Here is a 26,891-nt window from a genome sequence, read left to right as displayed (position 1 = left end):
CCACGCCGGGTGAGGGTCGAAGAACCGCGCACCAGGAGGTACCCGATGTCCCCCGCTCCCCCGTCCCTCACGACCGTCAACCCCGCCACCGGCGAACAGGTCGCCGCCTTCGACGCCCTGGACGCCGACGGCGTCGAACGCAAGCTCGCGACCGCGGTGGCCGCCTTCGAAGGGTTCCGGCTGCTGCCGCCGTACGAGCGGGCCCGGCTCATGCACAGCGCCGCCGACCTGTTGGACCACGACGGACCCCAGATCGCGCGGGTCATGACGGTCGAGATGGGCAAGCCGATCACGCAGGCCCGGGCCGAAGCCGCCAAGTGCGCCAAGGCGATGCGCTGGTACGCGGAGCACGCCGACGCGCTGCTCGCGGACGGGGTCCCGGACCCCGTCGACGTGACCGACTCCGGTGCGGTGGGCGTCCGGGTGGTGTACCGGCCGCTGGGCGTGGTGCTGGCGGTGATGCCATGGAACTTCCCGCTGTGGCAGGTGGTGCGGTTCGCGGCTCCGGCCCTGATGGTGGGCAACGTGGGGTTGTTGAAGCACGCCTCGAACGTGCCGCAGACGGCGCTGTACCTGGAGGACCTGTTCCGGCGCGCGGGCTATCCGCAGGGGTGCTTCCAGACGCTGCTGATCGGTTCCGGCGCGGTGGAGGGCCTGCTGCGGGACCCGAGGGTGGCGGCGGCGACCCTGACCGGGAGCGAGCCGGCGGGCCGTTCCGTGGCGGCGATCGCCGGGGACGAGGTCAAGAAGACGGTGCTGGAGTTGGGCGGCAGCGACCCGTTCGTCGTCATGCCCTCCTCCGACGTGGAGCGGGCGGCCCGGGTCGCGGTCACGGCACGGGTGCAGAACAACGGCCAGTCGTGCATCGCGGCCAAGCGGTTCGTCGTCCACGAGGACGTGTACGACGAGTTCACCGACCGGTTCACCGAGGGGATGCGCGTGCTGCGGGTGGGCGATCCGCTGGACGAGGCGACGGAGGTCGGACCGCTGGCGACGGAGCGGGGGCGGGCCGATCTGGAGGAGTTGGTGGACGAGGCGGTGGAGAGCGGTGCGACCGTGCTGTGCGGCGGACGCCGGCCACCGGGCTTCCCCGACGGCTGGTACTACGAACCCACCGTCCTGGCCGACGTCACGGCCCAGATGCGCATCCACCACGAGGAGGCGTTCGGTCCGGTCGCCACCCTGTACCGGGTGGCGACCCTCGACGAGGCGGTGGCGGTGGCGAACGACACGCCGTTCGGGCTGAGCTCCAACGTGTGGACGCGGGACGTCTCGGAGGTCGAACGGTTCACCCGCGACCTGCGGGCCGGTGGGGTCTTCGTCAACGGGATGACGGCCTCGCACCCCGCCTTCCCGTTCGGAGGCGTCAAGCGCTCCGGCTACGGGCGGGAGCTGTCCGGGCACGGCCTGCACGAGTTCTGCAACATCACCACGGTGTGGCAGGGCCCCTGACCGGAGCAATCCGGCGGCCATCGGCGCGGGACGGCCGCGGCGGGCCCCCCGGCGGATACGATCCAGTCCGTCGTCGTCCCCGGGAGGAACCAGTGGGCCGGGAAGTCACGCCCCCTGTGATCATCGACAGTCACGGCAGCCTGCATGTGGCCGCGGCGGATGTCAGCAAGCTGCTGCGCGGGATCGGAGCCCACTGGCTCCATCTCGTGGAGCGGGAACGGCCGGGCCTGGACGAGGACACGGTGGCCGCCCTGGCCATCGAACTGGCCAAGCTCGCCGACCGCATCGACGTCGCCTGCATCGCCCACCAGACGACCGCGACGTCCTGACCCCGTAGGCGGCACGGACGGACCCGCGAAGGTGTGCTCCGGGCCCGTACGGGCCCGCGGAGGGCTGCGCCCGTAGCCGGGGTGCCGGCGCGGTCAGCTCCGGGCGGGAGGTCCGGTGGGGCGACGGGCACCGCGCGGCCCGCCGTGCCCCTGCGCGGCTCCGGGCACGTCGGGACGCGGCCGTTCTTCGGTACCGTGCGCCGTCGAGCGGGAGCGCCGGTAGGGCCGGGAGCCGGTGGGACGGCTGGAGATGCGGACCCGGACCGACTCCGGCTGACCCGCGGCGCGACCGGTGCCGCCGCGCCCCGTACCCCCGGTCTGGAGTAGTCCGACGCGATATCCCCGCCGACGCGGGTCATCGTGGGTGGACCACCCTTCGTCCGGGGGGCGAGAGAAGGCACGTACATGGCGACACTGTGCAGACCCGCTGTATCCGTTCCGGAGCACATCATCACGATGGAGGACACGCTGGCGTTGGCGAGCAGTCGCCACGCCGACCACCCCCAGTTGCCGCTGGCGCTGCGTCTCATCAGGAACACGGGCGTCAGGACCCGGCACATCGTGCAGCCCATCGAGGAGACCCTGAAGCACCCGGGCTTCGCGGACCGCAACAAGCTGTACGAGGCGGAGGCCAAGGCCCGGGTGCCGGCCGTGGTGCGGCGCGCGCTGGAGGACGCCGAGCTCCGGGCCGCGGACGTCGACGTCATCATCTACGTCTCGTGCACGGGCTTCATGATGCCGTCACTGACCGCGTGGCTGATCAACGCGATGGAGTTCTCCAGCGACACCCGACAGATACCCATCGCCCAGCTCGGCTGCGCGGCGGGGGGCGCCGCCATCAACCGTGCGCACGACTTCTGCACCGCCTATCCGGAGGCGAACGCGCTGATCGTGGCGTGCGAGTTCTGCTCCCTGTGCTACCAGCCGACCGACCTCGGGATCGGGTCGCTGCTCTCCAACGGCCTGTTCGGGGACGGGGTCGCCGCGGCCGTGGTGCGCGGCCGGGGCGGCACCGGCGTCACGCTGGAGCGCAACGGTTCGTACCTGATCCCGAAGACCGAGGACTGGATCGCCTACGACGTCCGGGCGACCGGGTTCCACTTCCTGCTGGACAAGCGGGTTCCGGCGACGATGGAACCCTTGGCCCCGGCGCTCAAGCAGCTCGCGAACGTCCACGGCTGGGACGCCACCGACCTGGACTTCTACATCGTCCACGCGGGCGGCCCGCGCATCCTGGACGACCTGAGCAAGTTCCTCCAGGTCCCCGCGGAGGCGTTCCGCTTCAGCCGCGCCACCCTCACCGAGTACGGCAACATCGCGAGCGCCGTGGTGCTCGACGCCCTGCGCAGGCTGTTCGACGAGGGCGGCGCCACGCACCGCGCGCGCGGGCTGCTCGCGGGGTTCGGCCCGGGGATCACCGCCGAGATGGCGCTCGGGCGCTGGGTGAACGCGGACGAGCCGCTGACGTCCTCGGTGCAGGCACCCCGTCAGGTCCTCGCCTGAGGGCGCGGGCCCGCGCGCACCGGCGCGTCCCGTCCGTCCTGGGGCCCGCTGCGCGGTCCGGCGCGTGCCCCTGGCGCGCCGGACCGGGGCGCGGACCCGGCCGCGCGTCGTCGCCCGCTCCCGTCCGTCCCGCTCCCCGCTGCCCGAAGCGCTCCGCTGACCGGCTCCACCGACGACGAAGGCCATCGGCATGACCCACGAGACGACCCGTACGACCGCCCCTCCGCCCGTGCGGTTCTGGCCCGCCCTGGACCTGACCGCAGTCGACTTCGATCCGGTGCTCGCCGAGTTGATGCGGGAGGGCCCCGTCAACCGCGTCCAGTTGCCCAACGGGGAGGGCTGGGCCTGGCTGGTGACCCGCTACGACGACGTGCGGGCCGTGACGAACGACCCGCGGTTCAGCCGGGCGGCGGTGATGGGACGCCAGGTGACCCGGCTGGCACCGCACTTCATCCCGGTGCCGGGCGCGGTCGGTTTCGCCGATCCGCCGGACCACACCCGGTTGCGGCGCGCCGTCGCGGCGGCGTTCACCGCGCGGGGCGTGCAGCGCATCCGGGAGCGCTCGCAGGAGATGCTGGACGAGTTGGTGGACGGTCTCCTGCGGGACGGACCGCCCGCGGACCTGACCGAACGGGTGCTCGCCCCGTTCCCGATCTCCGTGATCTGCGAGCTGATGGGCGTGCCGGCCGCGGACCGGCAACGGATGCACACCTGGACCCAGCTCATCCTGTCCTCCTCGAACGGTGCCGAGGTCAGCGAGCGGGCGAAGGACGAGATGGTGGCGTACTTCACGGACCTGGTGCGCTCGGGGCGGGACGGGGAGTCGGAGGACGTCGTCGGGCTGCTGGGGGCCGCGGTGGGCCGGGGGGAGGTGAGCGAGGAGGAGGCCGTGGGGCTGGCGGTGCTGGTGCAGATCGGCGGCGAGGCGGTGACCAACAACACCGGTCAGTTGATCTACCTGCTGTTGACCCGGCCGCAGTTGTGGGAGCGCTTGCGGACCGACCCCGGGGTGCGTTCGCAGGCGATCGACGAGTTGATCCGGTACATCCCCCACCGCAGCGCGGTCGGACTCTCCCGGATCGCGATGGAGGACGTGGACGTGCGGGGCGTGCGGATCAGCGCCGGGGACCCGGTGTACGTGTCGTACCTCGCCGCGAACCGCGATCCGGACGTGTTCCCCGAACCGGACCGCATCGACTTCGACCGGAGCCCCAATCCGCACGTGTCCTTCGGGCACGGACCGCACTACTGCGTGGGCGGCATCCTCGCGAAGATGGAGGCCGAGCTGATGGTGTCCACGCTGGTCGACCGGCTGCCCGGACTGCGGCTCGCCGTACCTCCGCAGGAGGTGCCGTGGCGCAAGGGCGCGCTGATCCGGGGACCCGAAGCCCTGCCGGTGACCTGGTGACCCGGCGGGAGGGCCACGGATGACCGCACTGATCCCGCCCGAGGGGGTCCGCTCGGTGGGCGAGGGGCTGCTGGTGCCACCGGGGCACGGCAAGCGGGTGCTGACCCCGGCCCAGGACGTCACGTTCAAGGTGACGGGCGAGCACTCCCAGGTCGCGTCGAGCTTCGAGGTGGTGGTGCCGCCCGGCTTCGACGTGGGCGCCCATGTGCACACCCGCAGCGAGGAGTTGTTCTACGTGCTGGAGGGCGAGTTGGACGTGCTCGCGTTCGAGCCGAAGGTCCGCACCGCGGAGCGCTGGCAGCGGTGGGAGTCCCCGGGCGGGCGGCGGGTGGTGCGGGCCACCCCGGGCACGGTGATCGTGGTTCCGCCGGGCTGTCCGCACGCCTTCGCCAATCCCACCGACTCCCCGGCGAGGATGTTCTTCCAGTCGTCCCCGCCCCCCGACCACGAACGCTACTTCAACGAATTGTTGGAGATCCTCTCGGCGGGCGGCGCCCCCGACCACACGGCGATCGCGGAACTGCGCGCCCGCTACGACATCGAACAGCTCACACCGCTGCGCCACGGCCACCACGCCCTGCCCGGCCAGTGACGGGTCGGGCCGGGGCACCCTGGGAGCCGGTGCGCACCCCGCCCGGCGTACCCGTCGGGCCGGTCCGACGCGCCCGCGGCCGTGCCGCGTCGTCACCGGCGGGCGGAGGCTGCCGACACCCGGTCGGGCACCCGCCGAAGGGGGGCTCGCAGCCCGGGGCGGCGCGGCCCGGGGTGTTAGTTTTCGCTGGCGTCATCGAGATTCATTCGGGGTGGGGAGAGATCATGGAGACCACACAGCGGGGCGATCAGAAACGGTCCGCCGACCGGCGCCGGCGCGAGCTGCTCGAAGCCGCGGACCGGGTGGTGCTCCGGGACGGCCCGGGTGCCTCGATGAACGCCATCGCCGCCGAGGCCGGCATCACCAAACCGATCCTGTACCGCCACTTCGGCGACAAGAGCGGGCTGTACGCGGCCCTGGCCCAGCGGCACACCGATGCGCTCCTGAGCTCCCTGCGGTCGGCCCTGGACGCTCCGGCCGAGCGGCGCGAACGGGTCGAGGCGACCCTCGACACCTATCTCGCCGCGATCGAGGCCAGGCCCCAGGTGTACCGGTTCCTGATGCACCCCGCGGAGGGCGGCGCGCCCACCGACGGCGCGTTCGACGCGGGACAGCACTCCGCTCCCCTGTTGCGGCACCTCGGAGAGGAACTCGCCCGGGTCATCGAGGAGCGGCTCGACCTCGGCCCCGACGGGGACCGGCTGTCGCGGGTCTGGGGCCACGGCATCATCGGCATGATGCACGCCGCCGGTGACTGGTGGCTGGGCGAACGCCCTTGTTCCCGGGCGGAGTTGGTGCGCAGCCTCGCGGACCTGCTGTGGGGCCGGCTGGCCGCCGCGGGTGACCGCGCGGGCAGCCCCGGCTTCTGACCCGGCGTCACGGGAGGCCGTCGGACGCGCTAGTCCTGCCGCTCCCGCTCCAGCGTGCGCCGCACCCGCCGGGCCCGCCACCCGGTCGCCCGGTCCACGTACAGCCCGCCGTCGAGGTGGTCGCTCTCGTGCTGGAGGCAGCGCGCGAAGAACCCCGTCCCGTCGAGGTGCACCGGCTCGCCCCGCACGTCCACCCCCGCCACCACCGCGTGGTCGAAGCGTGCGGTGCCCGCTTCGAGTCCGGGCAGGGACAGGCACCCCTCGGGGCCCCGGATCACGATGCCGTCGACGCTGAGCAGCGTGGGGTTGACCACATGGCCGAGGTGCCGCTCGTCCTCGTCGTCGGGACAGTCGAACACGAACACCCTCAGGGCTTCGCCGACCTGGTTGGCGGCCAGCCCCACCCCCCGGGCCGCGTACATCGTCGCGAACATGTCCTCGACCAGACGCTCCAACGGCGGCCCGAACGCGGTGACCTCGGCGCAGGGCTCGCGGAGCACCGGATCGCCGTGCGGGACAAGGGGTCGTACGTGTCCGGAGGCTCCGGGGATGGTGCGGTGCGGCATGGGGGTAAGGGTACGTTCACCGGACCCACGCAATCGGGGACGGTGCCGTGGTTCGGGCAGGTGACCGTATCTCGATAGGCTGAGGGTCATCGAGGCCGGTGCAGGCGCGGCGCCGTACGCAAGGAGGACGCAGAACGATGGCAGCAAACCCGGACCCGCTGTCGCCACGAGCCAAGCTGGCCGTGACGGCGGGCAAGGCGGCCGCGGCGGTCTCGCGCGCGGCGGGCCGCGGCAGTGGATCGGTGATCGGCGGCCGGGTGGCGCTCAAACTCGACCCGGAACTGCTCGGACGTCTCGCGCAGCACCTGGACGTGGTGCTGGTCTCCGCCACCAACGGCAAGACGACGACGACCCGACTGATCGCGGAGGCACTGCGCGCCGCCGGACCCGTGGTGTCGAACGCGCTCGGCGCGAACATGCCCGCCGGGATCACCTCGGCGCTCGCGGGCGGCTCGGACTCCCGCTACGGCGTGATCGAGGTCGACGAGAAGTACCTGTCCGGAGTGGCCCGTGACGTGGAGCCGAAGGCGATCGCGCTGCTGAACCTCTCCCGCGACCAGCTCGACCGGGCCGCCGAGACCCGGATGCTGGCCGAGCACTGGCGTGAGGGCCTGGCCGGCACCAAGGCCGTGGTGATCGCCAACGCGGACGATCCGCTGGTCGTGTGGGCGGCGTCCTCGTCGCCGAACGTGATCTGGGTGGCGGCGGGCCAGATGTGGAAGGACGACGCCTGGTCGTGCCCGTCCTGCGGCGGTGTGATGCAGCGCCCCGGCGACGACTGGTACTGCGGCGAGTGCGGCTTCCGCCGTCCCGCGCCCAGCTGGGCCCTCCAGGGGGACTACGTCCTCGACCCGCACGGCTCGGTCTGGCCGATCCACCTCCAGTTGCCGGGCCGCGCCAACAAGGCCAACGCGGCGACCTCCGCCGCGGTGGCCGCCGTGTTCGGGGTGCCGCCGCAGGTCGCCTTGGAGCGCATGTACCAGGTGCAGGCGGTCGCGGGCCGCTACGACGTGGTCCAGTTCATGGGTCGCGACCTGCGGCTGTTGCTGGCCAAGAACCCGGCCGGCTGGCTGGAGACGTTCTCCTTGATCGACCCGGCGCCGGCGCCGGTGATCCTCTCGGTGAACGCGCGCGGTGCCGACGGCACCGACACCTCGTGGCTGTGGGACGTGGACTACACGCGGCTGACCGGGCACCCGATCTTCGTGGTCGGTGACCGCAAGTTGGACCTCGCGGTCCGCCTTGAGGTGGCCAACCAGAGCTTCCAGGTCTGCGACTCGGTCGACCAGGCGGTGCAGTTGGCCCCGCCGGGGCGCATCGAGGTGATCGCGAACTACACCGCGTTCCAGGACCTGCGCCGCCGCATCGGCAACTGACCCGGCCGACCGAGCCGCGTTCCCGCACGCCCGCCCCGCACGATGGGCCTTTGAGCCAAGGATTTTGAGGATGAGCGAAAGCAGTCTGCGTCTGGTGTGGATCTACCCGGACCTGCTCAGCACGTACGGCGACCAGGGCAATGCCCTGGTCGTGGAGCGCCGGGCCCGCCAGCGGCGCCTGGACGTCACCCGGATCGACGTCCGCAGTGACCAGCCGATCCCGACCTCGGGTGACATCTACCTGATCGGCGGCGGTGAGGACCGTCCGCAGCGGCTGGCCGCCGAGCGGCTGCGTCGGGACGCCGGGCTGCCGCGGGCCGTGGAGAACGGCGCGATCGTCTTCGCGGTGTGCGCCGGGTACCAGATCCTCGGCCACGAGTTCATCAACGACCTCGGCCAGCGCGAGCCGGGCCTCGGGCTGCTCGACGTCAAGACGGTCCGCGGCGAGGGCGAGCGGTGCGTGGGCGACGTCCTCGGGGACATCGACCCGCGGCTCGGGCTGCCCCCGCTCACCGGCTTCGAGAACCACCAGGGCGTCACCTACCTGGGCCCGACGGCACGGCCGTTCGCCCGGGTGCGGATCGGTCGGGGCAACGGCAGCGGGGACGGGACGGAGGGCGCGTACAACGACACCGTGTTCGGTACGTACATGCACGGGCCGGTCCTCGCCCGCAATCCGTTGGTCGCGGACCTGCTGCTGAAGCTCGCGCTCGACGTGAACGCGCTGCCGCCGACCGACGACCGCTGGTACGAGGCGCTGCGCAACGAGCGGATCGCCGCCGCGCAGCAGCCCGCCTGAGCGGAGCCGCGCGCCCGCCCGTGCGGAGCGCCGCACACCTGAGCGGAGCCCCCGTCTGACGGGGGCTCCGCTCAGGTGTGCGGGGGTGTCCACAAGGCGGACGGGCCGTTCGGCACGGGCCGGATACGCCGGTAGGGTGGCGGCGTCCCACCGGACGGCGTGGTCCGGTAGCACGTCCACGTTGCAAAGGTTTTCCGAGCCATGCGTCTTGGTGTCCTCACTTCCGGCGGTGACTGCCCTGGCCTGAACGCCGTCATCCGATCCGTCGTCCACCGTGCCGTAGTCGATCACGGTGACGAGGTGATCGGTTTCAACGACGGGTGGAAGGGCCTGCTGGAGTGTGACTACCGCAAGCTCGACCTCGACGCCGTCGGCGGCATCCTCGCCCTCGGCGGCACCATCCTCGGTTCCTCGCGGGTCCAGCCCGCGCACCTCGTGGACGGCGTGGAGCGGGCCAAGGGCCACGTCGCGGAGCTGGGCATCGACGCGATCATCCCGATCGGCGGCGAGGGCACCCTGAAGGCCGCCCGGCTGCTCTCCGACAACGGGCTGCCGATCGTCGGGGTGCCGAAGACGATAGACAACGACATCGCGGCCACGGACGTCACCTTCGGGTTCGACACGGCCGTCGGCGTGGCGACGGAGGCCCTCGACCGGCTGAAGACGACCGCCGAGTCGCACCAGCGGGTGCTGATCGTGGAGGTCATGGGCCGCCACACCGGGTGGATCGCCCTCCACTCGGGGATGGCCGCCGGAGCGCACGCGATCGTGGTCCCGGAACGCCCCTTCGACGTGGCGGAACTCGCGGAGCGGGTCGGCGAGCGGTTCTCGGCCGGCAAGAAGTTCGCGATCGTGGTGGCCGCCGAGGGCGCGAAGCCCCGGTCGGGCTCGATGGAGTTCGACGAGGGCGGCAAGGACGTCTACGGTCACGAGCGCTTCGCGGGGATCGCCCGACAGCTGTCGATCGAGTTGGAGCAGCGCCTCGGCAAGGAGGCGCGCCCGGTGATCCTCGGCCACGTCCAGCGCGGCGGCACCCCGACCGCGTACGACAGGGTGCTGGCCACCCGCTTCGGCTGGCACGCGGTGGAGGCCGCACACCGGGGCGAGTTCGGGCAGATGACCGCCCTGCGCGGCACCGAGATCGTGATGGTGCCGCTCGCGGAGGCCGTGGAGACGTTGAAGACGGTCCCCGACGAGCGCTACGCCGAGGCCGGCGTCGTGCTGTAGTCCGCGCGCGGCCCCGGCGACGCCGTGCCGGGGCCGCTCCCCCACCGGATGCGCGACCCGTACGGAGTTCCGACCGCCCCCGACCGCGACCGCGGTCGGGGGCGGTTCTAGTCTGGTGGACGGACACCCGAACCCGTACGAAACAGGAGCCGCCGGATGGATCACAGCGGTCACGGCACGTCCATGGACCTGCCGCCGTTCACGCTGGAGCGAGGGCTCCAGTGGTCCCCCGAGCCGTTCTTCCTGATCGGCTGCCTGCTGGCGCTGGCCCTGTACGGCTGGGGCGTGACCCGACTGGTCCGGCGCGGGGACAAGTGGCCGGTGGGGCGGACGGTGTCGTTCGTCCTGGGCGTGCTGTCGGTGATGCTGGTGATGTGCACCGGGCTCAACGACTACGGCATGGTCATGTTCAGCGTGCACATGGTCCAGCACATGGTGATCAGCATGCTGTCCCCGATCATGCTGCTGCTGGGCGCCCCGATCACCCTGGCCCTGAGGGCGCTGCCGGTCGCCGGGCGGGGCAACAAGGGACCGCGCGAACTGCTGCTGGCGCTGCTGCACAGCCGGTACCTGAAGGTGATCACGCACCCCGGGTTCACGATCCCGCTGTTCATCGCCAGTCTGTACGGTTTGTACTTCACGCCGCTGTTCGAGTTCCTGATGGAGTCGAAGCCGGGCCACCTCGCGATGATGGTGCACTTCCTGGCGACGGGCCTGGTGTTCTTCTGGCCGATCATGGGCGTGGACCCGGGCCCGCACCGCCCCGGCTACGTGATGCGGATGCTGGAGCTGTTCGCGGGCATGCCCTTCCACGCCTTCTTCGGCATCGCGCTGATGATGGCGAGCACCCCGATGATCGGCCCCTACCAGAACCCGCCGGAGTCGCTGGGGATCGACGCCCTCGCCGACCAGACCGCTGCCGGCGGGATCGCCTGGGCGTTCAGCGAGGTGCCCTCGGTGCTGGTGCTGATCGCCCTGGTCTTCCAGTGGTACGCCTCCGACCAACGCCAGGCCCGCCGTCTGGACCGGGCCGCCGACCGGGACGGGGACAAGGAGCTGGCGGCGTACAACGCCTATCTCGCCTCGCTGCACGCACGCGGTCGCTGAGCGTCACCCCGGCACGGTCAGTTCACGGGGTGCGGCCCGACGCCTGGCGCGCGGGCCGTCCCGGGGGCGACCATGGGCGGGAGGCCACGGCCCGGGCGCGGGAAGTCCGGGCGGGCGTGAGGAGGGTGTCACGATGCCCAAAGCGACGCAGCGGTCGACCAGGACGATGGGGGCGCTCACCCTCGGGACCCTGGTGGCCGTGTCGGCCTACTCGGTGGCGCTCGGCAGCAACGGCTGGCTCTGGTTCGGTTGGGTGGTGGTCGGGCTGACCACCCTGGGCATGGTCGTCGCGCGCGACTCCTGACGGAAGACACGGGACGTGCCCCACGGCACGTCCCGTACCGTTCCCCCATGACCAGCGACCACCTTGCCCCCGCCCTCGACCTCGACGCCTACCTCGACCACCTCGGCTGGAGCGGCGGACGGACCCCGACCCCCGCGACCCTGCGCGGCCTGAACCGCGCCCATCAGCTCGCCATCCCCTTCGAGAACCTGGAGGCGGCCTTGGGGGCGGCTCCCTCGCTCGACCTCGCCGAGGTGACGGCCAAGCTCCTCGGTTCCCGGCGCGGCGGCTACTGCTACGAGCACAACACCCTCTTCACCGCCGTGCTGCGCCGGCTCGGCTTCACGGTGACCGGGCTGATGGCCCGGGTCCAGGTGGGTGCCCAGCCGGGGGTGCTCCGGCCCCGCACCCACATGACGCTGCTCGTCGAGGTGCCCGGTGAACCGCACCCGTACCTGGCGGACGTGGGCTTCGGCTCCCCGGGCTCGCTGCTGGAGGCGATACCCTTCGTCGCCGATTCGGTGACGGAGACGGAGGGCGGCCGGCGCCACCGACTGGTCCTCGGGGAACGGACCGGACCGCTGCGGTCCTGGCTGCTCCAGTCCTGGCAGTCGGGGGCCTGGGAGGTCCAGTACGCCTTCACGGAGGAGCCCTTCGAGGCACCCGACTACGCGGTGGCGAACTGGCACGTCGCGACGCACCCGCGGTCCCCGTTCAGTTCCTCCGTGTACGTGCTGCGCACGTTCACCGATCACCACCTCCAGTTGGTCGGCAACGAGCTGACCCACCTGGACCTGGCCGGCACCCGGTCGGTGCGCGCGCTCACGGGCGACCCCGAGCGGCTGAAGGTCCTTTCCGCCGAGTTCGGCATCGACCTGCCCGAGGGCACCCGGCTGCCCTGACGGCCGGACGGGCGAAGGTCCGCACCCACGGGTCAGGAGCTGACATCCTGTCCCGAGTCAACCGCGGCGGTCGTCCAGGGCCGGTCCGGCGCACGGGCGTCCGGCCCGGCCCCGCGGCACCCGGCACGGGTGCCGGGCGGTGGAGTTGGGAGAGACGCCTTGTTCTACTACGCGCTGAAGTACGTGCTCCTGGGGCCGTTGCTGCGGCTGCTGTTCCGGCCCAGGATCGAGGGGCTCCAGCACGTACCGGAGTCGGGGGCGGCGATCGTCGCCGGGAACCACCTCTCGTTCGCCGACCACTTCCTCATGCCGGCGATCCTGAAGCGCCGCATCACCTTCCTCGCGAAGGCGGAGTACTTCACGGGGCCCGGGGTGCGGGGCCGGCTCACCTCGGCGTTCTTCCGCAGCGCCGGGCAGATCCCCGTGGACCGCTCGGGCAAGGAGGCGGGGGCCGCGGCGATCCGGGAGGGTCTCGGCGTCCTCGCCGAGGGCGAGTTGCTGGGCATCTACCCGGAGGGGACCCGTTCGCACGACGGCCGCCTCTACAAGGGCAAGGTGGGGGTGGCGGCGATGGCGCTCGGCGCGGGCGTGCCGGTGGTCCCGTGCGCGATGATCGGCACCTTCGAGGCCCAGCCCCCGGGGCAGGTGCTGCCCCGGCCCCGGCCGGTGACGATCCGGTTCGGCGCACCGCTGGACTTCTCCCGCTATGCGGGGATGGAGCACGAGAAGGCGGTCCTGCGGGCCGTCACGGACGAGATCATGTACGCGGTGCTGGGTCTCTCCGGCCAGGAGTACGTGGACCGCTACGCGGCGGTGGTGAAGGCCGAGGAGGACGCCGCGGGCCGGAGCGCGACGGGTGCGCGGCGCAGACGGCTGCCGCGGCGCTGAGGCCCCGTCCGCCCCGTTGCCGGTGGGAGCCGGCGCGCCCGGCCGGAGCCGGGCGCGCCGGACCGGTCACGGCTTCGGTGCGGCGTGCGGGGCGCAGCTGACGTTCTTGCGGTCGACCTCGCCGGTCAGCAAGTACGTGTCGACGCGGTCGTTGACGCACGGGTTGGCGATCCCGGTGACGCCGTGCGAACCGGCGTTCTCCTCGGTGATCAGCCGGGAGCCCTTGAACCGCTTGTGCAGTTCGAGCGCGCCCTCGTACGGCGTGGCCGCGTCACGGGCGGCCTGCACGATCAGCACGGGCGGCAGCCCCTTGCGGGTGGTGACCTCGACGGGGGTGTGCTGCTTCGACTTCCAGGTCGCGCAGGGCAGGTTCATCCATGCGTTGGACCAGGTGAGGAAGGGGTACTTCTGGTGGAGCCGGGTGTTGTCCCGGTCCCAGGTGCGCCAGTCGCGCGGCCACTTGGCGTCGGCGCACTCCACGGCGGTGTACACGGCGTTGCCGTTCTCGGTGGAGGCGTTGCCCGCGGTGTCCGACAGGTCGGGGGCGGCGGCGTCGACGAGTGCCTGGGTGTTCCCGGCGACGTACTGGCTCCACACCCGGGCGACGGGCACCCAGCGGGAGTCGTAGTACGGGGCCGACTGGAAGTAGCCGATCAGCTCGGCCGGGCCGACCACCCCGCCGAGGGGGTCCTTCTTGGCGGTGGCCCGCAGCGTGCGCCACTGCTCCTCGACCTCGGCGCGGGTGTCGCCGAGGTGGAACACGGCGTCGTTCTTGGCGACCCAGGTCAGCCAGTCGTTCCAGCGCGTCTGGAAGGCCACGTCCTGGTCGAGGTTGGCCTGGTACCAGATCTTCTCGCGGGACGGGTTGACGACGCTGTCGGCCACGAGGCGGCGGACGTGGTCGGGGAAGAGCGTGCCGTAGACGGCGCCCAGGTAGGTGCCGTAGGAGACGCCCAGGAAGTTGAGCTTCTCCTCACCGAGTGCGGCCCGGATGACGTCGAGGTCGCGTGCGGTGTTCGGCGTGGTCATGTGGGGCAGCATCTCGCCGCTGCGCTCGGCGCAGCCGTCCGCGTAGGCGGCGGCGAGCCCGCGCTGGACGCGCTTGTCGGCCTCGCTGTCGGGCACGGGGTCCATCTTGGGCGCCTTGACGAACTCCTGCGGGTCGATGCAGGAGATCGGCGCCGAGTGGCCGACGCCGCGCGGGTCGAAGCCGACGAAGTCGTACGCCTTGGAGGTCTTGACCCAGAGCGGGTTCTTGGCGGTGACCCGGACCGGGAAGCGCAGGCCGGAGCCGCCGGGTCCGCCCGGGTTGTAGACGAGGGCGCCCTGGCGCTCCTCGGGGGTGCCGGTGTGGCCGATCCGGTCGACCGCGAGCTTGATCTGCTTGCCGAACGGCTTGGCGTAGTCGAGCGGGACCGTCACCCATCCGCACTGGATGGGCTTGGGGAGCCCCCAGTCGGTCGGACAGTCCTTCCAGTCGACCCCGGCCTCGGCGGCACGCGTCGCGGCGATGGCGGCGCCGATCTGCTGGCGCTCCTGACCGCGCACCTCGTCGCGGTCCCGGTCGCGGCCCTCGTACGCGCTGGCGGCGGGAGCGGCCAGCGCGCCGGCTATGAGGGTGGCCGCGATCATGGTTCCCGCGGAGCCGAGCGCGGTGGCCCGACTTGCTCGTGTCCGTCTCAAGTGGGATCTCCCGTAGGCAGATGCGAGTAAAGGCAGCGTGATCCTGTCCTGTGAGGGGTCCCTGACAACAGACGGGGTTCGACTTCTTTGCCAATCCGATAACCGGGATGCCGCGTACCGCTCACCGGCGTGTCCGGTGGCGTCCGGTATCCGGCGGTTGGCACCGGGGGCGCGTGGTGACGCGTCGCGCGTTCCTCGACGAGGTCGGTCGTGGTGGCACCGCATCCGGTCGCCGAAGGTGGTCGCCGAAGGCGCCTTCGCTGTCGGCCGGCACGAGGCCCCGGCCGTCCGCCGTCCGGGCGCCGTTCCGTACCATCCGCTGGTGACGTCCCGTCTTCTCTCCACACCGCGCCGCCGATTCGCAGCCGTGCTCACAGCGGCGGCGGCCGTCGTCGCGTTCGGGTCGTGGGCGCTGTGGCCGGTCCACGACCCGTCGTGCGTCGTCCACTCCAGCGCGTACCTGCCCATGGGTGCGTCGAAGGCGGAGGTCGACGCCGCCGTGCGGCAGGGCTACGAGGAGGCCCTCGCCGACGGCGCGTGCGGGCCGGAGCGCGCGCGCTTCCACCACTGGACCCGGTGAGGTCGGTCCTGGTGCCACCCCGAGTGGTCGCGGGGGCGTACCGGCCCGGGTTCCTCGGGCTCCGGTGACCAGTCGGGTGGCGGAGGTCCTGCCGCGCTGCTGCTGCGGGACGCCGGTCCGCCGCGGGTGGGCGCGGAGGCGGACCGGGTTCATCGGCCGTCCGGGCCGACGGCCGGCGAAGAGCCACGGTGAGCTTCTGCTGCCGGCACGGGGCGGGTACCGGCGGGACCGGGTGTGGGCCCGCACGGGGTCAGCGACGGCATCCGGCAGCGGAGCAGGCACATCTCCCAGTCGGACGGCGACGATGGCGCCGCCGCCGAGGACGTCGTCGCCGGTGAGACGGACGAGGCGGGCGGTGTGCGAAGGTGCGGCCTCGGTCGGCGAGCCGGGCCGACGAGGGCGCGGCGGTGTCGGACAGGCACGGGGGGACGACCCAGGGGCGTCACCGAGCGCCCCTCGGGTGCGCCGGGCGGCAACGGAGCGCCCGACTGGAGGACGACGGCGGCGGGCACGGCGGGCACGGGGCGAGGGCGGGCAGGGGGGCGGCGGGCACGGGAGCGGTGGTCGTGCCGTGCCGCCCGTGGGACTTCGGGGGGGGCGGCGCCGGGTCAGTCCACCCGACCGGTGACGGCGACGGTCACCCCGAGGCCGATCATCGTGCAGCCGCCGACACCGCCGACCACGGCGTAACGCTCCGCGGAGCGGGCGAACCAGCCCCGGGCGGTGGCCGCGACGAGACCCCACACGCTGTCGCAGACCAGGGCGATGACGTTGAAGACGACTCCGAGCACCAGCATCTGGGCGACGGCGTCGCCCTGCGTCCGGTCCACGAACTGCGGGAGCACGGCCGCGAAGAACACGATGGTCTTGGGGTTGGCCACGCCGACGAGGAAGCCGTCCCAGAGCGTGCGCAGACCGCCCCGGGCCACGCCCTGCGCCGCGGCGGCTTCGGGCGTCACCCGTCGCTGTCGCACCGCCCTGACCCCGAGGTAGACGAGGTACGCGGCGCCCACCAGCTTCAGCGCGGTGAAGACGACCACGGAACGCTCCACGATCGCCCCCACCCCGAACGCGACGGCCACGACGAGGACATAGGCACCGAGCGCATTGCCCACCACCGTCGTCAGGGCCGCGCGACGCCCCTGGGCGAGGGCCCGTCCGATGACGAACAGCACGCTGGGGCCGGGGATGACGATGAGGGCCAAGGACATCGCCGCGAAGGCGAGTAACCGATCGGGGGACACCATGCCCCCATTGCAGCACTGCACCGCACCGCGTCTCCAGGGGTGTGACCGCAGCAGCGCCGCCGGAGGGCCGAGGGGAAGCCACCCTAGAAACAGACCGTCAGGTCGGTTATCCGGGGCCGCCTGGTCCGTTCCCCGCCGTCCGGCCCCTCCCGGGGGCTCCCATCCGGCCCCGTCCGTTCGAGGGGTGATCCCGCAGGGCGGACGTCCGGACCCGGAGCGCACAGCAGCGCCCGCGCACTGATGGGGCGTGCGCGGGCGCGAAGTCTTGCCAAGGGGCGCGTAGACGCGCTAACGGGCGTCCGGACCCCGGTGCTCCGCCGTGATCCCGAAGCGGCGCCGTTCGCCCGGAGCGGAGGGAAGGGGGTGCAAGGACGACACGGAACTGATCGTCGGCTCGCCCTCACGCTCCTTGAGCTCATTGAGTTTCCCCAGGTCATCCGCCGAGACCAGTGCGACGAGGGGCTTGCCGTGCCGGGTGAGCACGACCGTCTCACCGCCGTACACGACGCGGTTGATCAGGTCGGCCAATTCGGCACGTGCTTGCGTGACCGGGATCTCGTGAGCCATGCTCCCATCATAACGACATGTACATCCTGTACATTTTTTCTCGAAGGAGACGATCGTCGTGACCCTCCGATCGGCGGCCCGCCACGTCCTGCCCCAGTTCACCGAGCGGACCTCCTGGGGCCCGCGCACGCTCGACCCGTACGGAAAGCTGCTGGACGAGCGGATCGTGATGCTGGGCACCCCCATCGACGACGCCGCGGCGAACGACGTGACGGCCCAACTGATGCACCTGGAACACGCGGCGCCCGACCGGGACGTCTCGCTGTACCTCAACTCGCCCGGCGGCTCGTTCACGGCCATGACCGCGATCTACGACACGATGCGCTTCATCACCTGCGACGTGGAGACGATCTGCCTGGGACAGGCCGCCTCCGCGGCGGCCGTCCTCCTGGCGGCGGGCACGCCGGGCAAGCGACTCGCCCTGCCCGGGGCGCGGGTGATGCTCCATCAGCCCTCGCTGGCCGAACCCGTCCGGGGCCGGGCCGACGACCTGGCGGCCCGGGCCGACGAGCTCCAGCGCACCCGCGACCTGCTGGAGGAACTGCTGACCCGGCACACCGGGCAGCCGCGCGAGCGGGTGGCCGCGGACATCGAGCGCGACCTGTTCCTCGATGCGCCCCGGGCCCTGGAGTACGGACTGGTCGACCGGATCGTGCCGAACCGCAAGGGCACCCCTGCGGTGCCGGCCACCCGGTAGGCGACGGTGGTTCCCGACCTGCCCCCGCTGCCGGCGCTGACCCGTGCCGAAGGGGAACTCATCGACCGGTACCTGGAAGCCGTGGACCTGCTCGGCCGGATCAACCCCGCGCGCGCCGACGACACCTATCGAGGCTTGCGCGCCGCGCAGGCGCTCGTCGGCAAGGCCGTGGAGCTGCGGGACGCGCTGGCGCTGATGCACCAGCGCGGCGAGAGCCAGGTGCACGCCGACACGCTGGCCCGTGCGCTGCGCACCCTGGACGGCGTACGACGGGCGGCGCGCGTCGGGGTGCCACCGGACGGCAACTGACCCGGCGTCCGGAAGTCACCTGAAACGACCCGGACGAGGTACCCCCGATCAGCGTATTAAAGGGTAGACATCCATGGGGTTCCGACTTGCTTCATATGTCTACCCGATCCTTAGCAAACGACGTTTCACCGCTGGTACAGACGTCGTCCGATGTCCGCGGCTCCGCCCGCTCGGAGGACTGTCCACCTGAACGGGTCAGGGGTGAGGAGACTCACAAACCAGCGGTAACGTTCGGTTTTTCGGGTGTTCATGCGTGAAGATCCCTTCCGACGACAAGCCCCCGCCACAGCGGCGGGGCGGTCCGGGCGGACGCCGAGTCCTGCCGCCGCCCGGACGCCAGGTCGACAGGAGTGGATCGGCAGGAGTGGAGGACCCGAGCAAGACGGGCCGCCGGAGAGATCCGGGCGGGCCCTTGGGGTGAAGCCGCGTGAGCGGCCGGGCATCTTCGCCTGCCCGAACCCGACAGGTCATCCTTCACAGGCGGCTGACGAAGGGTTGCGCAATGACTGCGCTCAATCGTGTCCCGTCGCTGCTGACCAGGGCCGGAACGGCCTCGGCTCTGACGCTCGTCGCCGTGGGCGGCGGCATAGTGGCTCCCGGCGCCGCCTCAGAGGCGTCCGCCGCGACGTCCGCGACCAAGGCACTCAAGGTGGCCGCCTCGAAGAAGGGCGCTCCCTACCGGTACGGCGCGACCGGGCCGAGCAGATTCGACTGCTCCGGACTCACGCTGTACTCGTACAAGAAGGCGGGCAAGAGCCTGCCCCGTACGGCTGCGGGCCAGTACAACAAGACCAAGCGCGTGAAGGCGAGCAACCGCAGCAAGGGAGACCTGGTCTTCTTCTACTCGGGCAGCAACGTCTACCACGTCGGCATCTACGCCGGCGGCGGCAAGATGTGGCACTCCCCGAAAACCGGCGACGTGGTACGGCTCACGAAGATCTGGACCAAGAGCGTCAAGTACGGACGGGTGCGGTGAGCGATGCGACGAACTGAGCGGGGCGCACGGGGACCCGTGTGCTGACCGTCTGACGGGGTGGGGAACGGGGCGTGTGCGTTCCCCACCCTTTCGGTCCCCGCTGAAGCGCCCCGGACCGGTTACCCATGACACATGACTGATGACCGGTCCGAGCGTCCCCCCGCGGAGAGCTCGGTGCAGCGGGCCAACCGGAACTTCGGGGAACTCCTCCAGGAACTCCGCGTCACCCAGACCGGTGTGCAGATCCTCTTCGCCTTCCTGCTGACCCTCGCGTTCACGCCCCGCTTCCCGTCCCTCGACCTCGTGCAGCGCAGCACGTACGTGGTCTCCCTGTGCCTGGCGGTCCTCGCCGCGGCCCTGTTCACGGCCCCCGCGGCGATCCACCGCTACCTGTTCCGACGGGGCGCCAAGCCCGACATCGTGTGGGTGTCCTCCCGGCTCACCGAACTCGGACTGGGGGCGTTGTCCCTGGCGCTCACCGGATCGGTGCTGCTCGCGGTGGACGTGGCCGTGGGCCGCGCCGGGGGCGTCCTCGCCGCCGCGGGCACCCTGGCGGTGTGCGCGGGGCTGTGGGTCGTCCTGCCCTGGCAGGTGCTGCGGCGTCTGAACCGCCGCTCGGCCGCACGGGCCCCGGGGGAGGGCGACGGACGGAATCCGGACGGGACCCCGGGGGCTCGGGGAGGGAGTCCGGGACCGGGCAGTGACGGCCCGCCCTGACCGGTTCTCGTCGTTGCGCACGCCCCCGCACCTCAGCGCTGGGCGGGACGGTCAGCCCGGGGCGAGCGCCACCACCGCTGCACGGGCAGCGCGATCCACACCGTCTTGCCGCCCTCGGGGGTGGGACTGACGGACAGCCGACCCCCGTGTTCGACGGTGAGCGAGCGGATGATGGCCATGCCCCGGCCGTTGTCCTGCTGGACGGCCGCCGGGAGGCGCTGGGGGTGGCGTGGATGGCTGTCGGTGACCCCGACGCGCAGTTGCTCGTCCCTGAGCAGTTCCACGTCGACGGTGAACGTGGGCGACTGACCGAGGGTGTGCTGGATCGCGTTGGTCGCCAACTCCGACACGATCAGTCGGACCGTGTCGGTCACCCCCGTATCGGCGGGGAGGCCCCAGTCCGCGAGGACGTCACTCACGTAGGCACGCGCGACGGGGACCGAAGCGGGCTCGCTCGGCAGGGTTACGGATGCTTCCTGATGGTCTGCCATGGCGACGTCGTCCCTTTCCCACCGGGACCGGACTCCGGCGTGAGGCGGATGGTTCGCGGACGGTCCCGGACTGGTGCTGCGGCCAGCCTGCCATCTGCGCGCCGGTCACGGGGGCCGATCCACGAGGATGTGCATATATCTGTCGCTCGAAGCGGTGAACTCTTCCGCGCCGGGCGGCAAGTCCGGCAGTACGCCCCTTCGCCACCTCCGCACGCCGCTCGCGCCCCCCATCGTCGCGGCATCCTCTACCGTCTGGCGGTGGGCCACCCCCGGCCGGAAGGAGTCGGCCATGCAGCACCGCCCCGCCGTGCGCCGCCGCAAACTCGGCTCCGAGCTGCGCCGGTTGCGCCTCGATGCGGACCTCACCAGCGGGGAGGCCGCGCGGCGAGCGGGCTGGAACCAGTCGAAGGTGAGCCGGATCGAGACCGCGCGCAGCGGCGTGAAGGCCGATGACGTGCGGCTCCTCCTCGACCTCTACCGGGTCGACGACGCGTCGCTGCGGGACCTGCTGCTCGCGCTCGCCGAACCGGACGGCGCGTCCGGCCACCGCTGGTGGCACGACTACCGGCAGTTGCTGCCGCCCGCCTACCGGGACTTCATCTGTCTGGAGGAGCAGGCGAACCGGGTGCGCACCCTGGAGACCGTGGTGGTGCCGGGGCTGCTCCAGACCCCCGGCTACGCACGGGCGGTGACCCGGGCCTCGGTGGTGGGCCTTCCGGAGGGGGAGCTCGAACGGCTGGTGGACGTGCGGCTCGCCCGGCAGGAGGTACTGCGCCGCGCGGCGCCGCCCCGGCTCGAAGCGGTCCTGGACGAGGCGGTGCTGCGGCGCCCGGTCGGCGGGTCCGCCGTGATGGCGGGGCAACTCGACCACCTGCTCGCGACGGCGCGCCGCGGGCTGGTGCGGCTGAGCGTGGTGCCGTTCTCGGCCGGCGAACACATCGGGCTCACCGGCCCCTTCGTCCTGTTCTCCTTTCCGAAAACCGACGATCTGGATGTGGTCGTTCTCGATGACCTCACGAGTAGCCTCTACCTCGAGGGAAAACCTGAGGTGAAGGCGTATCTCGACGCTTTCACCTCATTGGAGGCGCAGGCCCTTTCTCCCGAGGACTCCCTGGACTTCATCGCGGGGGTCCGTCACGGCGCGTGAAGGAGGCACCATGTCCGACCGGTCGAGGCCGTTTCCCTGTCGCACCACCTCACTGATCGACAGCACCTCACTGGGCGACGTCCACTGGCATCGCAGCAGCCGGAGCACGGGGATGAACAACTGCATCGAAACGGCCCGGCCCGCCGGTGGCCCGGCCGCCGGGCGGCTCGCCCTGCGCGACTCGAAGGCCCCCCGGGGACCGGTGCTGCTCTTCGCCCCCGGTACCTGGACCGCGTTCCTCGACGGCATCGCCCCTCGGTGATCCCCCCGTCGGTCCCCGTCGCACTCCCCCGGGCGCCCGAACCCCTCAGCGCCGCGCGCCCGCCGGTGCCCGGTCCACGACCACCCGGACCGCCTCCCGCACCTGGGCGTCCGTGAGGTCGGCGCGCGCCGTCAGGCGCAGCCGGGAGATCCCGTCGGGTACGGACGGCGGTCGGAAGCAGCCGACCGCGAGCCCTGCCGTGCGGCAGTCGGCGGCCCAGCCCAGCGCCGCCCCGGGTGACGGGGCCCGCACGGACACCACGGCGGCATCGGGGCGCACGGCGGTCAAGCCGGCGTCGGTCAGCAGACCGTGCAGCCGGGTGGCGACGGCGCGGACCCGGGCGGGCCGGTCGGGTTCGGCGCGCAACACCTGAAGGGCCGCCAGCGCGGCGCCCACCGCCGCCGGGGCGAGGCCGGTGTCGAAGATGAAGGTGCGCGCGGCGTTGACCAGGTGTTCGATGACCCGGGCGGGGCCCAGCACCGCGCCGCCCTGGCTGCCCAACGACTTGGACAGGGTCACCGTGGCGACGGTGTCGGGCGTGCCGGCGAGGCCCGCGGCGTGCGGGGCGCCCCGGCCGCCGGCGCCGAGGACCCCCAGCCCGTGGGCGTCGTCCACCAGCAGCGCGGCCCCTGCCGAGCGGCAGACGGCGGCCAACTCGGGAAGGGGGGCGGCGTCGCCGTCGACCGAGAAGACCGAGTCGGTGACGACCAGGGCGGGCCCGCCGCCCGACGCGAGCGCCTTGCGGACGGCGTCGGGCGCGGCGTGCGCGACGACGTCGGTGGTGCCGCGGGCGAGCCGGCAGCCGTCGATGAGGGAGGCGTGGTTGCCCGCGTCGGAGACGATGCGGGAGCCGGTCGGCGCGAGCGCGGTGAGCGCGGCCAGGTTGGCGGTGTAGCCGGAGGACAGGACGAGCGCGGATTCGAAGCCGCAGAAGGCGGCGAGTTCCGTCTCCAGTGCGGTGTGCAGTTCGGTGGTGCCGGTGACCAGCCGGGAGCCGGTGGCACCGCCGCCCCACCGCAGCGCCGCGTCCGCGGCGGCGGCGGTGACCCGCGGGTGGCGGGTGAGCCCCAGGTAGTCGTTGCCGGCGAGGTCGAGCAGGGGCGAGTCGGCGGGGCGCGGGCGCAGGGTGCGCAGGAGTCCCTCGGCACGGCGGCGTTCGGCCCGTGCGTCGATCCAGTCGAACGGCGTTGCCCGCACGCGTGCCTCCGGGGTGGTGGGTGGTCCGGAGCCGGGGCGCGCCCGCCCGGGTGTTCCGGAGCCGGCGGGGCCCGGTGGTTTTGTAGGCAGTGCACAGACCCTAACGGCCGCTCCGCCGGGCCAGGATGTGGCAACACCCACACGTCGGTGCGACAGAGTTGTGCAAAGTCTCCTTGGCCTGCCGGGGTGGCGTAGGCCAGGATCAGCGCCATGGACCTGCTGAACACGCTGGTGGACAAGGGGCTCCGGTGCGAGCTGCCGACCCGGGACGAGGCGCTCGCGGTACTGGCGACCTCCGACGACGACGTGCTCGACGTGGTGGCGGCGGCCGGGAGGGTGCGCCGCCACTGGTTCGGACGGCGGGTGAAACTCAACTATCTGGTCAACCTGAAGTCCGGGCTGTGTCCCGAGGACTGCTCCTACTGCTCCCAGCGGCTCGGTTCCACGGCCGGCATCCTCAAGTACACGTGGCTGAAGCCCGAGGAGGCGACCGAGGCGGCGGCGGCCGGGCTCGCGGGCGGGGCGAAGCGGGTGTGCCTGGTGGCCAGCGGGCGGGGCCCGACCGACCGGGACGTGGAGCGGGTCTCGGACACGATCCGGGCGATCAAGGACCAGCACGAGGACGTCGAGGTGTGCGCCTGCCTCGGGTTGCTGTCGGACGGTCAGGCGGAGCGGCTGCGCGACGCGGGCGCCGATGCGTACAACCACAACCTCAACACCTCCGAGGGGACGTACGGGCGGATCACGACCACCCACACCTACGCCGACCGGGTGGACACCGTGCGCCGGGCGCACGCGGCGGGCTTGTCGCCGTGCTCCGGGCTGATCGCCGGGATGGGGGAGAGCGACGAAGACCTGGTCGACGTGGTGTTCGCGCTGCGGGCGTTGAACCCGGACTCGGTGCCCGTGAACTTCCTGATCCCGTTCGAGGGGACCCCGCTGGCCAAGGAGTGGAACCTCACGCCCCAGCGGTGCCTGCGCGTGCTGGCGATGACCCGGTTCGTGTGCCCCGACGCCGAGGTGCGGATCGCCGCCGGTCGCGAGGTCCATCTGCGCACCCTCCAGCCGTTGGCGCTGCACCTGGCCAACTCCCTGTTCCTGGGCGACTACCTGACCAGTGAGGGGCAGGCGGGCCGGGCCGACCTGGAGATGATCGCCGACGCCGGCTTCGAGGTGGAGGGCACGGACCGGGTGACCTTGCCGGAGCACCGGGCCGCGGGCTCCCACGGCGGCGGGTGCGGCTCCTCCGGCGGGTGCGGCCCGCACGACGGCGGGTCCGGATGCGCGTCCGGCGGGTCCGGGGCGCCCGGCGCGGAAGCCGCCGAGGGCGCTGACGGGACGGACGCCGCCCCGGTGGCGTCCGGGGGCTGCGGGCCGTGCACCGGCCCGGCGCCCGCGGCGGCCGCCGGAGCCGCCCCGCCGCAGACGGCGTCGCGGGCCCGCACCGACCTGGTGGCGGTGCGCCGACGGGGCGCCGGAACGCAGGTGGCGCCCAATGCGTGAGCCTTCGGGCGGGGCGTCGACCGACGGCGGACTGCGGAGCCTGATCGCCCTGGACCGCCAGCACGTCTGGCACCCGTACGGTCCCATGCCCGGTCGTCAGGAACCGCTCGTGGTGGTCTCCGCCGACGGGGTGCGGCTGCGGCTCGCCGACGGCTGCGGTGAGCGGTGGGGCGGCCCCGACGAACTGGTCGACGCCATGTCCTCGTGGTGGTCGGCGATCCACGGCTACCAGCACCCCGTCCTCGACGAGGCGGTGCGCGACCAGCTCGGCCGGATGAGCCATGTGATGTTCGGCGGGCTCACCCACGAGCCGGCGGTGCGGCTGGCGAAGAAGCTCGTCGACATCACGCCGGACGGGCTGGAGCACGTCTTCCTCTCCGATTCGGGTTCGGTGTCGGTCGAGGTCGCGGTGAAGATGTGCCTCCAGTACTGGCGTTCCCTGGGGCGGCCCGAGAAGCAACGGCTCATGACCTGGCGCGGCGGCTACCACGGCGACACCTGGCAGCCGATGGCCGTGTGCGACCCGGACGGCGGGATGCACACCCTGTGGTCCGGCGTGCTGCCCCGACAGGTGTTCGCGGACGCTCCCCCGGCCGGTTACGAGGAGTCGTACGCGGACCACCTGCGGGAGACGGTCACCCGGCACGCCGGGGAGCTGGCCGCGGTGATCGTGGAGCCGGTGGTGCAGGGCGCGGGAGGGATGCGCTTCCATCCGCCGGAGTACCTGCGGGTGCTGCGAGAGGTGTGCGACGAGCAGGGCGTGTTGTTGGTCCTGGACGAGATCGCCACCGGTTTCGGCCGCACGGGCGCGTTGTTCGCGGCCGACCACGCCCGCGTCACACCGGATGTGATGTGCCTGGGCAAGGCGCTGACCGGCGGCTACGTGTCGATGGCGGCGACCCTGTGCACCACGCGCATCGCCGAGGGGATCTCCCGGGGCGAGGTGCCGGTACTGGCCCACGGCCCGACCTTCATGGGCAATCCGCTCGCGTCGGCGGTCGCCCTGGCCTCCATCGAACTGCTGCTCGCGCAGGACTGGCGGACGGAGGTCAAGCGGATCGAGGCGGGGCTGCACGAGGCGCTGGCCCCGGCGGCGGCACTGCCCGGGGTCCGGGAGGTACGGGTGCTGGGCGCGGTGGGGGTGGTCCAGTTGGACCACGAGGTGGATGTGGCGGCGGCGACCGGGGCGGCGGTGCGCGAGGGCGTGTGGCTGCGCCCGTTCCGGGACCTGGTCTACACGATGCCGCCGTACGTGACGCGGGACGAGGACGTGGCCCGGATCGGCTGTGCGGTGCGCGCGGCGGCGGGCGCGGGCTGAGGGTGCGGGCAGGGGACGGGCGGGGACGCCCACGGGCAGCGGAACGGGACGGAGGGGCGCCATGGCGATCCTGGTCGTGACGGGCACGGGTACCGAGGTCGGGAAGACGGTCACCACGGCGGCGATCGCTGCGGTGGCGCTCGCCGCCGGCCGGTCGGTCGCGATGCTCAAACCGGCACAGACCGGTGTCGCGCCGGGCGAACGCGGCGACGCCGAGGAGGTGGCGCGGTTGGCGGGGCCGGTGACGGCGCTCGAACTCGCCCGGTACCCGGAGCCGTTGGCGCCGGCGACGGCCGCGCGGCGGTCGGGCCTGGCTCCGGTGGGTGCCCGGCAGACGGCCCGGGCGGCCCGGCGGCTGGCGGCCCTCCACGACCTGGTCCTGGTGGAGGGCGCGGGCGGTCTGCTCGTCCGGTTCGACGCGACGGGCGGCACCCTGGCCGACGCGGCCCGGCTGTTGGGCGCGCCGGTGCTGGTGGTGGTCCCGGCGGGGCTCGGCACGCTCAACACCACGGCGCTGACGGCGGAGGCGCTGCGGACGCGGGGGCTCGAACCGGCGGGCGTCGTGGTGGGCAGTTGGCCCCGGGACCCGGACCTCGCCGCGCGCTGCAATCTGGACGACCTCCCGCAGGCGGCCGGCGCGCCCTTGTGGGGGGCCGTGCCCGAAGGCGCGGGCGCGCTGGAGCCGGGGGCCTTCCGGGCGGCGGCCGGTAGCTGGCTCGCACCGGAACTGGACGGCCGTTGGGACGCCGGGGCCTTCGCCGCGCTGTGGTCCGCGCGGCCGTGGGGCGCACCGTCACGGCGGGACGTGCCCTCCCCGCTGGGGGCGGACGGCACGGCGCCGGAGGTGTCCGCGGCGCGCGGGGCGGCGGGGTAGTCCGGCGCACCAGGCGCGTCCG

At 72.6% G+C, this 26,891-nt stretch carries 29 protein-coding genes and 1 riboswitch; of the genes, 23 read left to right on the top strand and 6 right to left on the bottom strand.

Going from position 1 to position 26,891, the window contains the following annotated elements:
* Window positions 1-45: 45 nt before the first annotated feature.
* The 6 genes from ACFYOU_RS27835 to ACFYOU_RS27810 all read left to right on the top strand — a co-directional run bounded on the left by ACFYOU_RS27835 (window position 46) and on the right by ACFYOU_RS27810 (window position 6,153).
* Entirely contained in the window at window positions 46-1,452 is a 1,407-nt protein-coding gene (locus ACFYOU_RS27835) for an NADP-dependent succinic semialdehyde dehydrogenase (RefSeq protein ID WP_391309335.1), read from the top strand.
* Window positions 1,453-1,544: 92 nt separating this feature from the next.
* Complete coding sequence (locus ACFYOU_RS27830; protein ID WP_387011012.1) at window positions 1,545-1,781, top strand: DUF6213 family protein; 237 nt, start codon at window positions 1,545-1,547, stop codon at window positions 1,779-1,781.
* Window positions 1,782-2,186: 405 nt separating this feature from the next.
* Window positions 2,187-3,284 carry a type III polyketide synthase gene (locus ACFYOU_RS27825; RefSeq protein ID WP_389768316.1) on the top strand — a complete coding sequence of 366 codons (1,098 nt, stop codon included), beginning with the start codon at window positions 2,187-2,189 and terminating at the stop codon, window positions 3,282-3,284.
* 190 nt (window positions 3,285-3,474) lie between these two features.
* On the top strand, window positions 3,475-4,692 hold the full coding sequence (locus tag ACFYOU_RS27820; protein WP_391309333.1) for a cytochrome P450: 1,218 nt from the start codon (window positions 3,475-3,477) through the stop codon (window positions 4,690-4,692).
* 19 nt (window positions 4,693-4,711) lie between these two features.
* Entirely contained in the window at window positions 4,712-5,284 is a 573-nt protein-coding gene (locus ACFYOU_RS27815) for a cupin domain-containing protein (RefSeq protein WP_391309331.1), read from the top strand.
* 224 nt (window positions 5,285-5,508) lie between these two features.
* A complete protein-coding gene (locus tag ACFYOU_RS27810; protein WP_389768310.1) occupies window positions 5,509-6,153 on the top strand; it encodes a TetR family transcriptional regulator in 645 nt (214 codons plus the stop codon).
* A gap of 29 nt (window positions 6,154-6,182) precedes the next feature.
* Here the strand turns inward: ACFYOU_RS27810 and def are convergent, their stop codons facing one another.
* Window positions 6,183-6,719 (bottom strand): peptide deformylase, encoded by a 537-nt coding sequence (gene def, locus ACFYOU_RS27805; RefSeq protein ID WP_391309329.1) that lies wholly within the window; start codon window positions 6,717-6,719, stop codon window positions 6,183-6,185.
* Between the two features lie 137 nt (window positions 6,720-6,856).
* Here def and ACFYOU_RS27800 point away from each other — a divergent pair, with 137 nt between their 5' ends.
* From ACFYOU_RS27800 to ACFYOU_RS27770, 7 genes are all read left to right on the top strand, one after another.
* Window positions 6,857-8,095, top strand: a complete 1,239-nt coding sequence (locus ACFYOU_RS27800) for a MurT ligase domain-containing protein (RefSeq protein ID WP_385495317.1) — start codon at window positions 6,857-6,859, stop codon at window positions 8,093-8,095.
* Between the two features lie 70 nt (window positions 8,096-8,165).
* Window positions 8,166-8,894 (top strand): type 1 glutamine amidotransferase, encoded by a 729-nt coding sequence (locus tag ACFYOU_RS27795; protein WP_387011005.1) that lies wholly within the window; start codon window positions 8,166-8,168, stop codon window positions 8,892-8,894.
* Window positions 8,895-9,095: 201 nt separating this feature from the next.
* Window positions 9,096-10,121 carry a 6-phosphofructokinase gene (locus ACFYOU_RS27790; RefSeq protein WP_387007868.1) on the top strand — a complete coding sequence of 342 codons (1,026 nt, stop codon included), beginning with the start codon at window positions 9,096-9,098 and terminating at the stop codon, window positions 10,119-10,121.
* 156 nt (window positions 10,122-10,277) lie between these two features.
* Complete coding sequence (locus ACFYOU_RS27785; protein ID WP_387007866.1) at window positions 10,278-11,228, top strand: cytochrome c oxidase assembly protein; 951 nt, start codon at window positions 10,278-10,280, stop codon at window positions 11,226-11,228.
* A gap of 133 nt (window positions 11,229-11,361) precedes the next feature.
* On the top strand, window positions 11,362-11,532 hold the full coding sequence (locus ACFYOU_RS27780; RefSeq protein WP_385494651.1) for a hypothetical protein: 171 nt from the start codon (window positions 11,362-11,364) through the stop codon (window positions 11,530-11,532).
* A 47-nt stretch (window positions 11,533-11,579) separates the two neighbouring features.
* Window positions 11,580-12,413, top strand: a complete 834-nt coding sequence (locus ACFYOU_RS27775; RefSeq protein ID WP_391309326.1) for an arylamine N-acetyltransferase — start codon at window positions 11,580-11,582, stop codon at window positions 12,411-12,413.
* Window positions 12,414-12,572: 159 nt separating this feature from the next.
* The gene (locus ACFYOU_RS27770) at window positions 12,573-13,301 is read left to right on the top strand and encodes a 1-acyl-sn-glycerol-3-phosphate acyltransferase (RefSeq protein WP_391309324.1); all 729 of its coding nucleotides are present in this window, start codon (window positions 12,573-12,575) and stop codon (window positions 13,299-13,301) included.
* A 66-nt stretch (window positions 13,302-13,367) separates the two neighbouring features.
* On the opposite strand, the gene ACFYOU_RS27765 is transcribed toward ACFYOU_RS27770, so the two are convergent.
* Window positions 13,368-14,933, bottom strand: a complete 1,566-nt coding sequence (locus ACFYOU_RS27765; RefSeq protein WP_391309453.1) for an alpha/beta fold hydrolase — start codon at window positions 14,931-14,933, stop codon at window positions 13,368-13,370.
* A gap of 373 nt (window positions 14,934-15,306) precedes the next feature.
* Between ACFYOU_RS27765 and ACFYOU_RS27760 the strand changes: the two genes are divergently transcribed.
* On the top strand, window positions 15,307-15,564 hold the full coding sequence (locus ACFYOU_RS27760) for a hypothetical protein (protein WP_391309322.1): 258 nt from the start codon (window positions 15,307-15,309) through the stop codon (window positions 15,562-15,564).
* A gap of 608 nt (window positions 15,565-16,172) precedes the next feature.
* On the opposite strand, the gene ACFYOU_RS27755 is transcribed toward ACFYOU_RS27760, so the two are convergent.
* Together ACFYOU_RS27755 and ACFYOU_RS27750 are read right to left on the bottom strand one after the other, a co-directional pair.
* Window positions 16,173-16,811: a LysE family transporter gene (locus tag ACFYOU_RS27755; protein ID WP_391309321.1), complete on the bottom strand. Its 639-nt coding sequence runs from the start codon at window positions 16,809-16,811 to the stop codon at window positions 16,173-16,175.
* A 288-nt stretch (window positions 16,812-17,099) separates the two neighbouring features.
* Entirely contained in the window at window positions 17,100-17,378 is a 279-nt protein-coding gene (locus ACFYOU_RS27750; RefSeq protein WP_391309319.1) for a type II toxin-antitoxin system prevent-host-death family antitoxin, read from the bottom strand.
* 58 nt (window positions 17,379-17,436) lie between these two features.
* Here ACFYOU_RS27750 and ACFYOU_RS27745 point away from each other — a divergent pair, with 58 nt between their 5' ends.
* From ACFYOU_RS27745 to ACFYOU_RS27730, 4 genes are all read left to right on the top strand, one after another.
* A complete protein-coding gene (locus ACFYOU_RS27745) occupies window positions 17,437-18,075 on the top strand; it encodes an ATP-dependent Clp protease proteolytic subunit (RefSeq protein ID WP_391309317.1) in 639 nt (212 codons plus the stop codon).
* Window positions 18,076-18,081: 6 nt separating this feature from the next.
* On the top strand, window positions 18,082-18,384 hold the full coding sequence (locus ACFYOU_RS27740; RefSeq protein ID WP_389768293.1) for a hypothetical protein: 303 nt from the start codon (window positions 18,082-18,084) through the stop codon (window positions 18,382-18,384).
* A gap of 300 nt (window positions 18,385-18,684) precedes the next feature.
* Window positions 18,685-18,882, top strand: a riboswitch (cyclic di-AMP (ydaO/yuaA leader).
* Between the two features lie 4 nt (window positions 18,883-18,886).
* Window positions 18,887-19,360: a C40 family peptidase gene (locus tag ACFYOU_RS27735; RefSeq protein WP_385760073.1), complete on the top strand. Its 474-nt coding sequence runs from the start codon at window positions 18,887-18,889 to the stop codon at window positions 19,358-19,360.
* Between the two features lie 132 nt (window positions 19,361-19,492).
* On the top strand, window positions 19,493-20,077 hold the full coding sequence (locus ACFYOU_RS27730; protein WP_391309315.1) for a DUF6328 family protein: 585 nt from the start codon (window positions 19,493-19,495) through the stop codon (window positions 20,075-20,077).
* A gap of 32 nt (window positions 20,078-20,109) precedes the next feature.
* On the opposite strand, the gene ACFYOU_RS27725 is transcribed toward ACFYOU_RS27730, so the two are convergent.
* Window positions 20,110-20,568: an ATP-binding protein gene (locus ACFYOU_RS27725; RefSeq protein ID WP_389768288.1), complete on the bottom strand. Its 459-nt coding sequence runs from the start codon at window positions 20,566-20,568 to the stop codon at window positions 20,110-20,112.
* Window positions 20,569-20,857: 289 nt separating this feature from the next.
* Here ACFYOU_RS27725 and ACFYOU_RS27720 point away from each other — a divergent pair, with 289 nt between their 5' ends.
* Together ACFYOU_RS27720 and ACFYOU_RS27715 are read left to right on the top strand one after the other, a co-directional pair.
* Entirely contained in the window at window positions 20,858-21,715 is an 858-nt protein-coding gene (locus ACFYOU_RS27720; protein WP_391309313.1) for a Scr1 family TA system antitoxin-like transcriptional regulator, read from the top strand.
* A gap of 10 nt (window positions 21,716-21,725) precedes the next feature.
* Window positions 21,726-21,977 (top strand): DUF397 domain-containing protein, encoded by a 252-nt coding sequence (locus ACFYOU_RS27715; RefSeq protein WP_391309311.1) that lies wholly within the window; start codon window positions 21,726-21,728, stop codon window positions 21,975-21,977.
* Window positions 21,978-22,022: 45 nt separating this feature from the next.
* On the opposite strand, the gene ACFYOU_RS27710 is transcribed toward ACFYOU_RS27715, so the two are convergent.
* A complete protein-coding gene (locus ACFYOU_RS27710) occupies window positions 22,023-23,174 on the bottom strand; it encodes an aminotransferase class I/II-fold pyridoxal phosphate-dependent enzyme (protein ID WP_391309309.1) in 1,152 nt (383 codons plus the stop codon).
* A 210-nt stretch (window positions 23,175-23,384) separates the two neighbouring features.
* On the opposite strand from ACFYOU_RS27710, the gene bioB reads away from it, so the two are divergent.
* The 3 genes from bioB (at window position 23,385) to bioD (ending at window position 26,869) form a co-directional block, all read left to right on the top strand.
* Entirely contained in the window at window positions 23,385-24,677 is a 1,293-nt protein-coding gene (bioB, locus tag ACFYOU_RS27705) for a biotin synthase BioB (RefSeq protein WP_391309307.1), read from the top strand.
* A complete protein-coding gene (locus tag ACFYOU_RS27700; protein WP_391309305.1) occupies window positions 24,670-25,995 on the top strand; it encodes an adenosylmethionine--8-amino-7-oxononanoate transaminase in 1,326 nt (441 codons plus the stop codon). The genes bioB and ACFYOU_RS27700 overlap by 8 nt, the downstream gene beginning before the upstream one ends.
* Window positions 25,996-26,056: 61 nt before the next feature.
* Window positions 26,057-26,869: a dethiobiotin synthase gene (bioD, locus tag ACFYOU_RS27695; RefSeq protein ID WP_391309303.1), complete on the top strand. Its 813-nt coding sequence runs from the start codon at window positions 26,057-26,059 to the stop codon at window positions 26,867-26,869.
* Window positions 26,870-26,891: the final 22 nt, after the last annotated feature.

The sequence above is a fragment of the Streptomyces sp. NPDC005955 genome, from assembly GCF_042871255.1.
Classification (GTDB): Bacteria; Actinomycetota; Actinomycetes; order Streptomycetales; family Streptomycetaceae; genus Streptomyces.
The sequence above is the reverse complement of the archived record's forward strand: the minus strand, read 5'-3'. Positions and strand labels throughout refer to the sequence as shown.

What these genes read in the sequence shown, in the direction of transcription:
- ACFYOU_RS27835 (WP_391309335.1), top strand. Translation starts at nt 46, where the DNA reads ATGTCCCCCGCTCCCCCGTCCCTCACGACCGTCAACCCCGCCACCGGC.
- ACFYOU_RS27825 (WP_389768316.1), top strand. Translation starts at nt 2,187, where the DNA reads ATGGCGACACTGTGCAGACCCGCTGTATCCGTTCCGGAGCACATCATC.
- ACFYOU_RS27820 (WP_391309333.1), top strand. Translation starts at nt 3,475, where the DNA reads ATGACCCACGAGACGACCCGTACGACCGCCCCTCCGCCCGTGCGGTTC.
- ACFYOU_RS27815 (WP_391309331.1), top strand. Translation starts at nt 4,712, where the DNA reads ATGACCGCACTGATCCCGCCCGAGGGGGTCCGCTCGGTGGGCGAGGGG.
- ACFYOU_RS27810 (WP_389768310.1), top strand. Translation starts at nt 5,509, where the DNA reads ATGGAGACCACACAGCGGGGCGATCAGAAACGGTCCGCCGACCGGCGC.
- def (WP_391309329.1), bottom strand. Translation starts at nt 6,719, where the DNA reads ATGCCGCACCGCACCATCCCCGGAGCCTCCGGACACGTACGACCCCTT.
- ACFYOU_RS27800 (WP_385495317.1), top strand. Translation starts at nt 6,857, where the DNA reads ATGGCAGCAAACCCGGACCCGCTGTCGCCACGAGCCAAGCTGGCCGTG.
- ACFYOU_RS27795 (WP_387011005.1), top strand. Translation starts at nt 8,166, where the DNA reads ATGAGCGAAAGCAGTCTGCGTCTGGTGTGGATCTACCCGGACCTGCTC.
- ACFYOU_RS27790 (WP_387007868.1), top strand. Translation starts at nt 9,096, where the DNA reads ATGCGTCTTGGTGTCCTCACTTCCGGCGGTGACTGCCCTGGCCTGAAC.
- ACFYOU_RS27785 (WP_387007866.1), top strand. Translation starts at nt 10,278, where the DNA reads ATGGATCACAGCGGTCACGGCACGTCCATGGACCTGCCGCCGTTCACG.
- ACFYOU_RS27780 (WP_385494651.1), top strand. Translation starts at nt 11,362, where the DNA reads ATGCCCAAAGCGACGCAGCGGTCGACCAGGACGATGGGGGCGCTCACC.
- ACFYOU_RS27775 (WP_391309326.1), top strand. Translation starts at nt 11,580, where the DNA reads ATGACCAGCGACCACCTTGCCCCCGCCCTCGACCTCGACGCCTACCTC.
- ACFYOU_RS27765 (WP_391309453.1), bottom strand. Translation starts at nt 14,933, where the DNA reads ATGATCGCGGCCACCCTCATAGCCGGCGCGCTGGCCGCTCCCGCCGCC.
- ACFYOU_RS27755 (WP_391309321.1), bottom strand. Translation starts at nt 16,811, where the DNA reads ATGGTGTCCCCCGATCGGTTACTCGCCTTCGCGGCGATGTCCTTGGCC.
- ACFYOU_RS27750 (WP_391309319.1), bottom strand. Translation starts at nt 17,378, where the DNA reads ATGGCTCACGAGATCCCGGTCACGCAAGCACGTGCCGAATTGGCCGAC.
- ACFYOU_RS27735 (WP_385760073.1), top strand. Translation starts at nt 18,887, where the DNA reads ATGACTGCGCTCAATCGTGTCCCGTCGCTGCTGACCAGGGCCGGAACG.
- ACFYOU_RS27730 (WP_391309315.1), top strand. Translation starts at nt 19,493, where the DNA reads ATGACTGATGACCGGTCCGAGCGTCCCCCCGCGGAGAGCTCGGTGCAG.
- ACFYOU_RS27725 (WP_389768288.1), bottom strand. Translation starts at nt 20,568, where the DNA reads ATGGCAGACCATCAGGAAGCATCCGTAACCCTGCCGAGCGAGCCCGCT.
- ACFYOU_RS27720 (WP_391309313.1), top strand. Translation starts at nt 20,858, where the DNA reads ATGCAGCACCGCCCCGCCGTGCGCCGCCGCAAACTCGGCTCCGAGCTG.
- ACFYOU_RS27715 (WP_391309311.1), top strand. Translation starts at nt 21,726, where the DNA reads ATGTCCGACCGGTCGAGGCCGTTTCCCTGTCGCACCACCTCACTGATC.
- bioB (WP_391309307.1), top strand. Translation starts at nt 23,385, where the DNA reads ATGGACCTGCTGAACACGCTGGTGGACAAGGGGCTCCGGTGCGAGCTG.
- ACFYOU_RS27700 (WP_391309305.1), top strand. Translation starts at nt 24,670, where the DNA reads ATGCGTGAGCCTTCGGGCGGGGCGTCGACCGACGGCGGACTGCGGAGC.
- bioD (WP_391309303.1), top strand. Translation starts at nt 26,057, where the DNA reads ATGGCGATCCTGGTCGTGACGGGCACGGGTACCGAGGTCGGGAAGACG.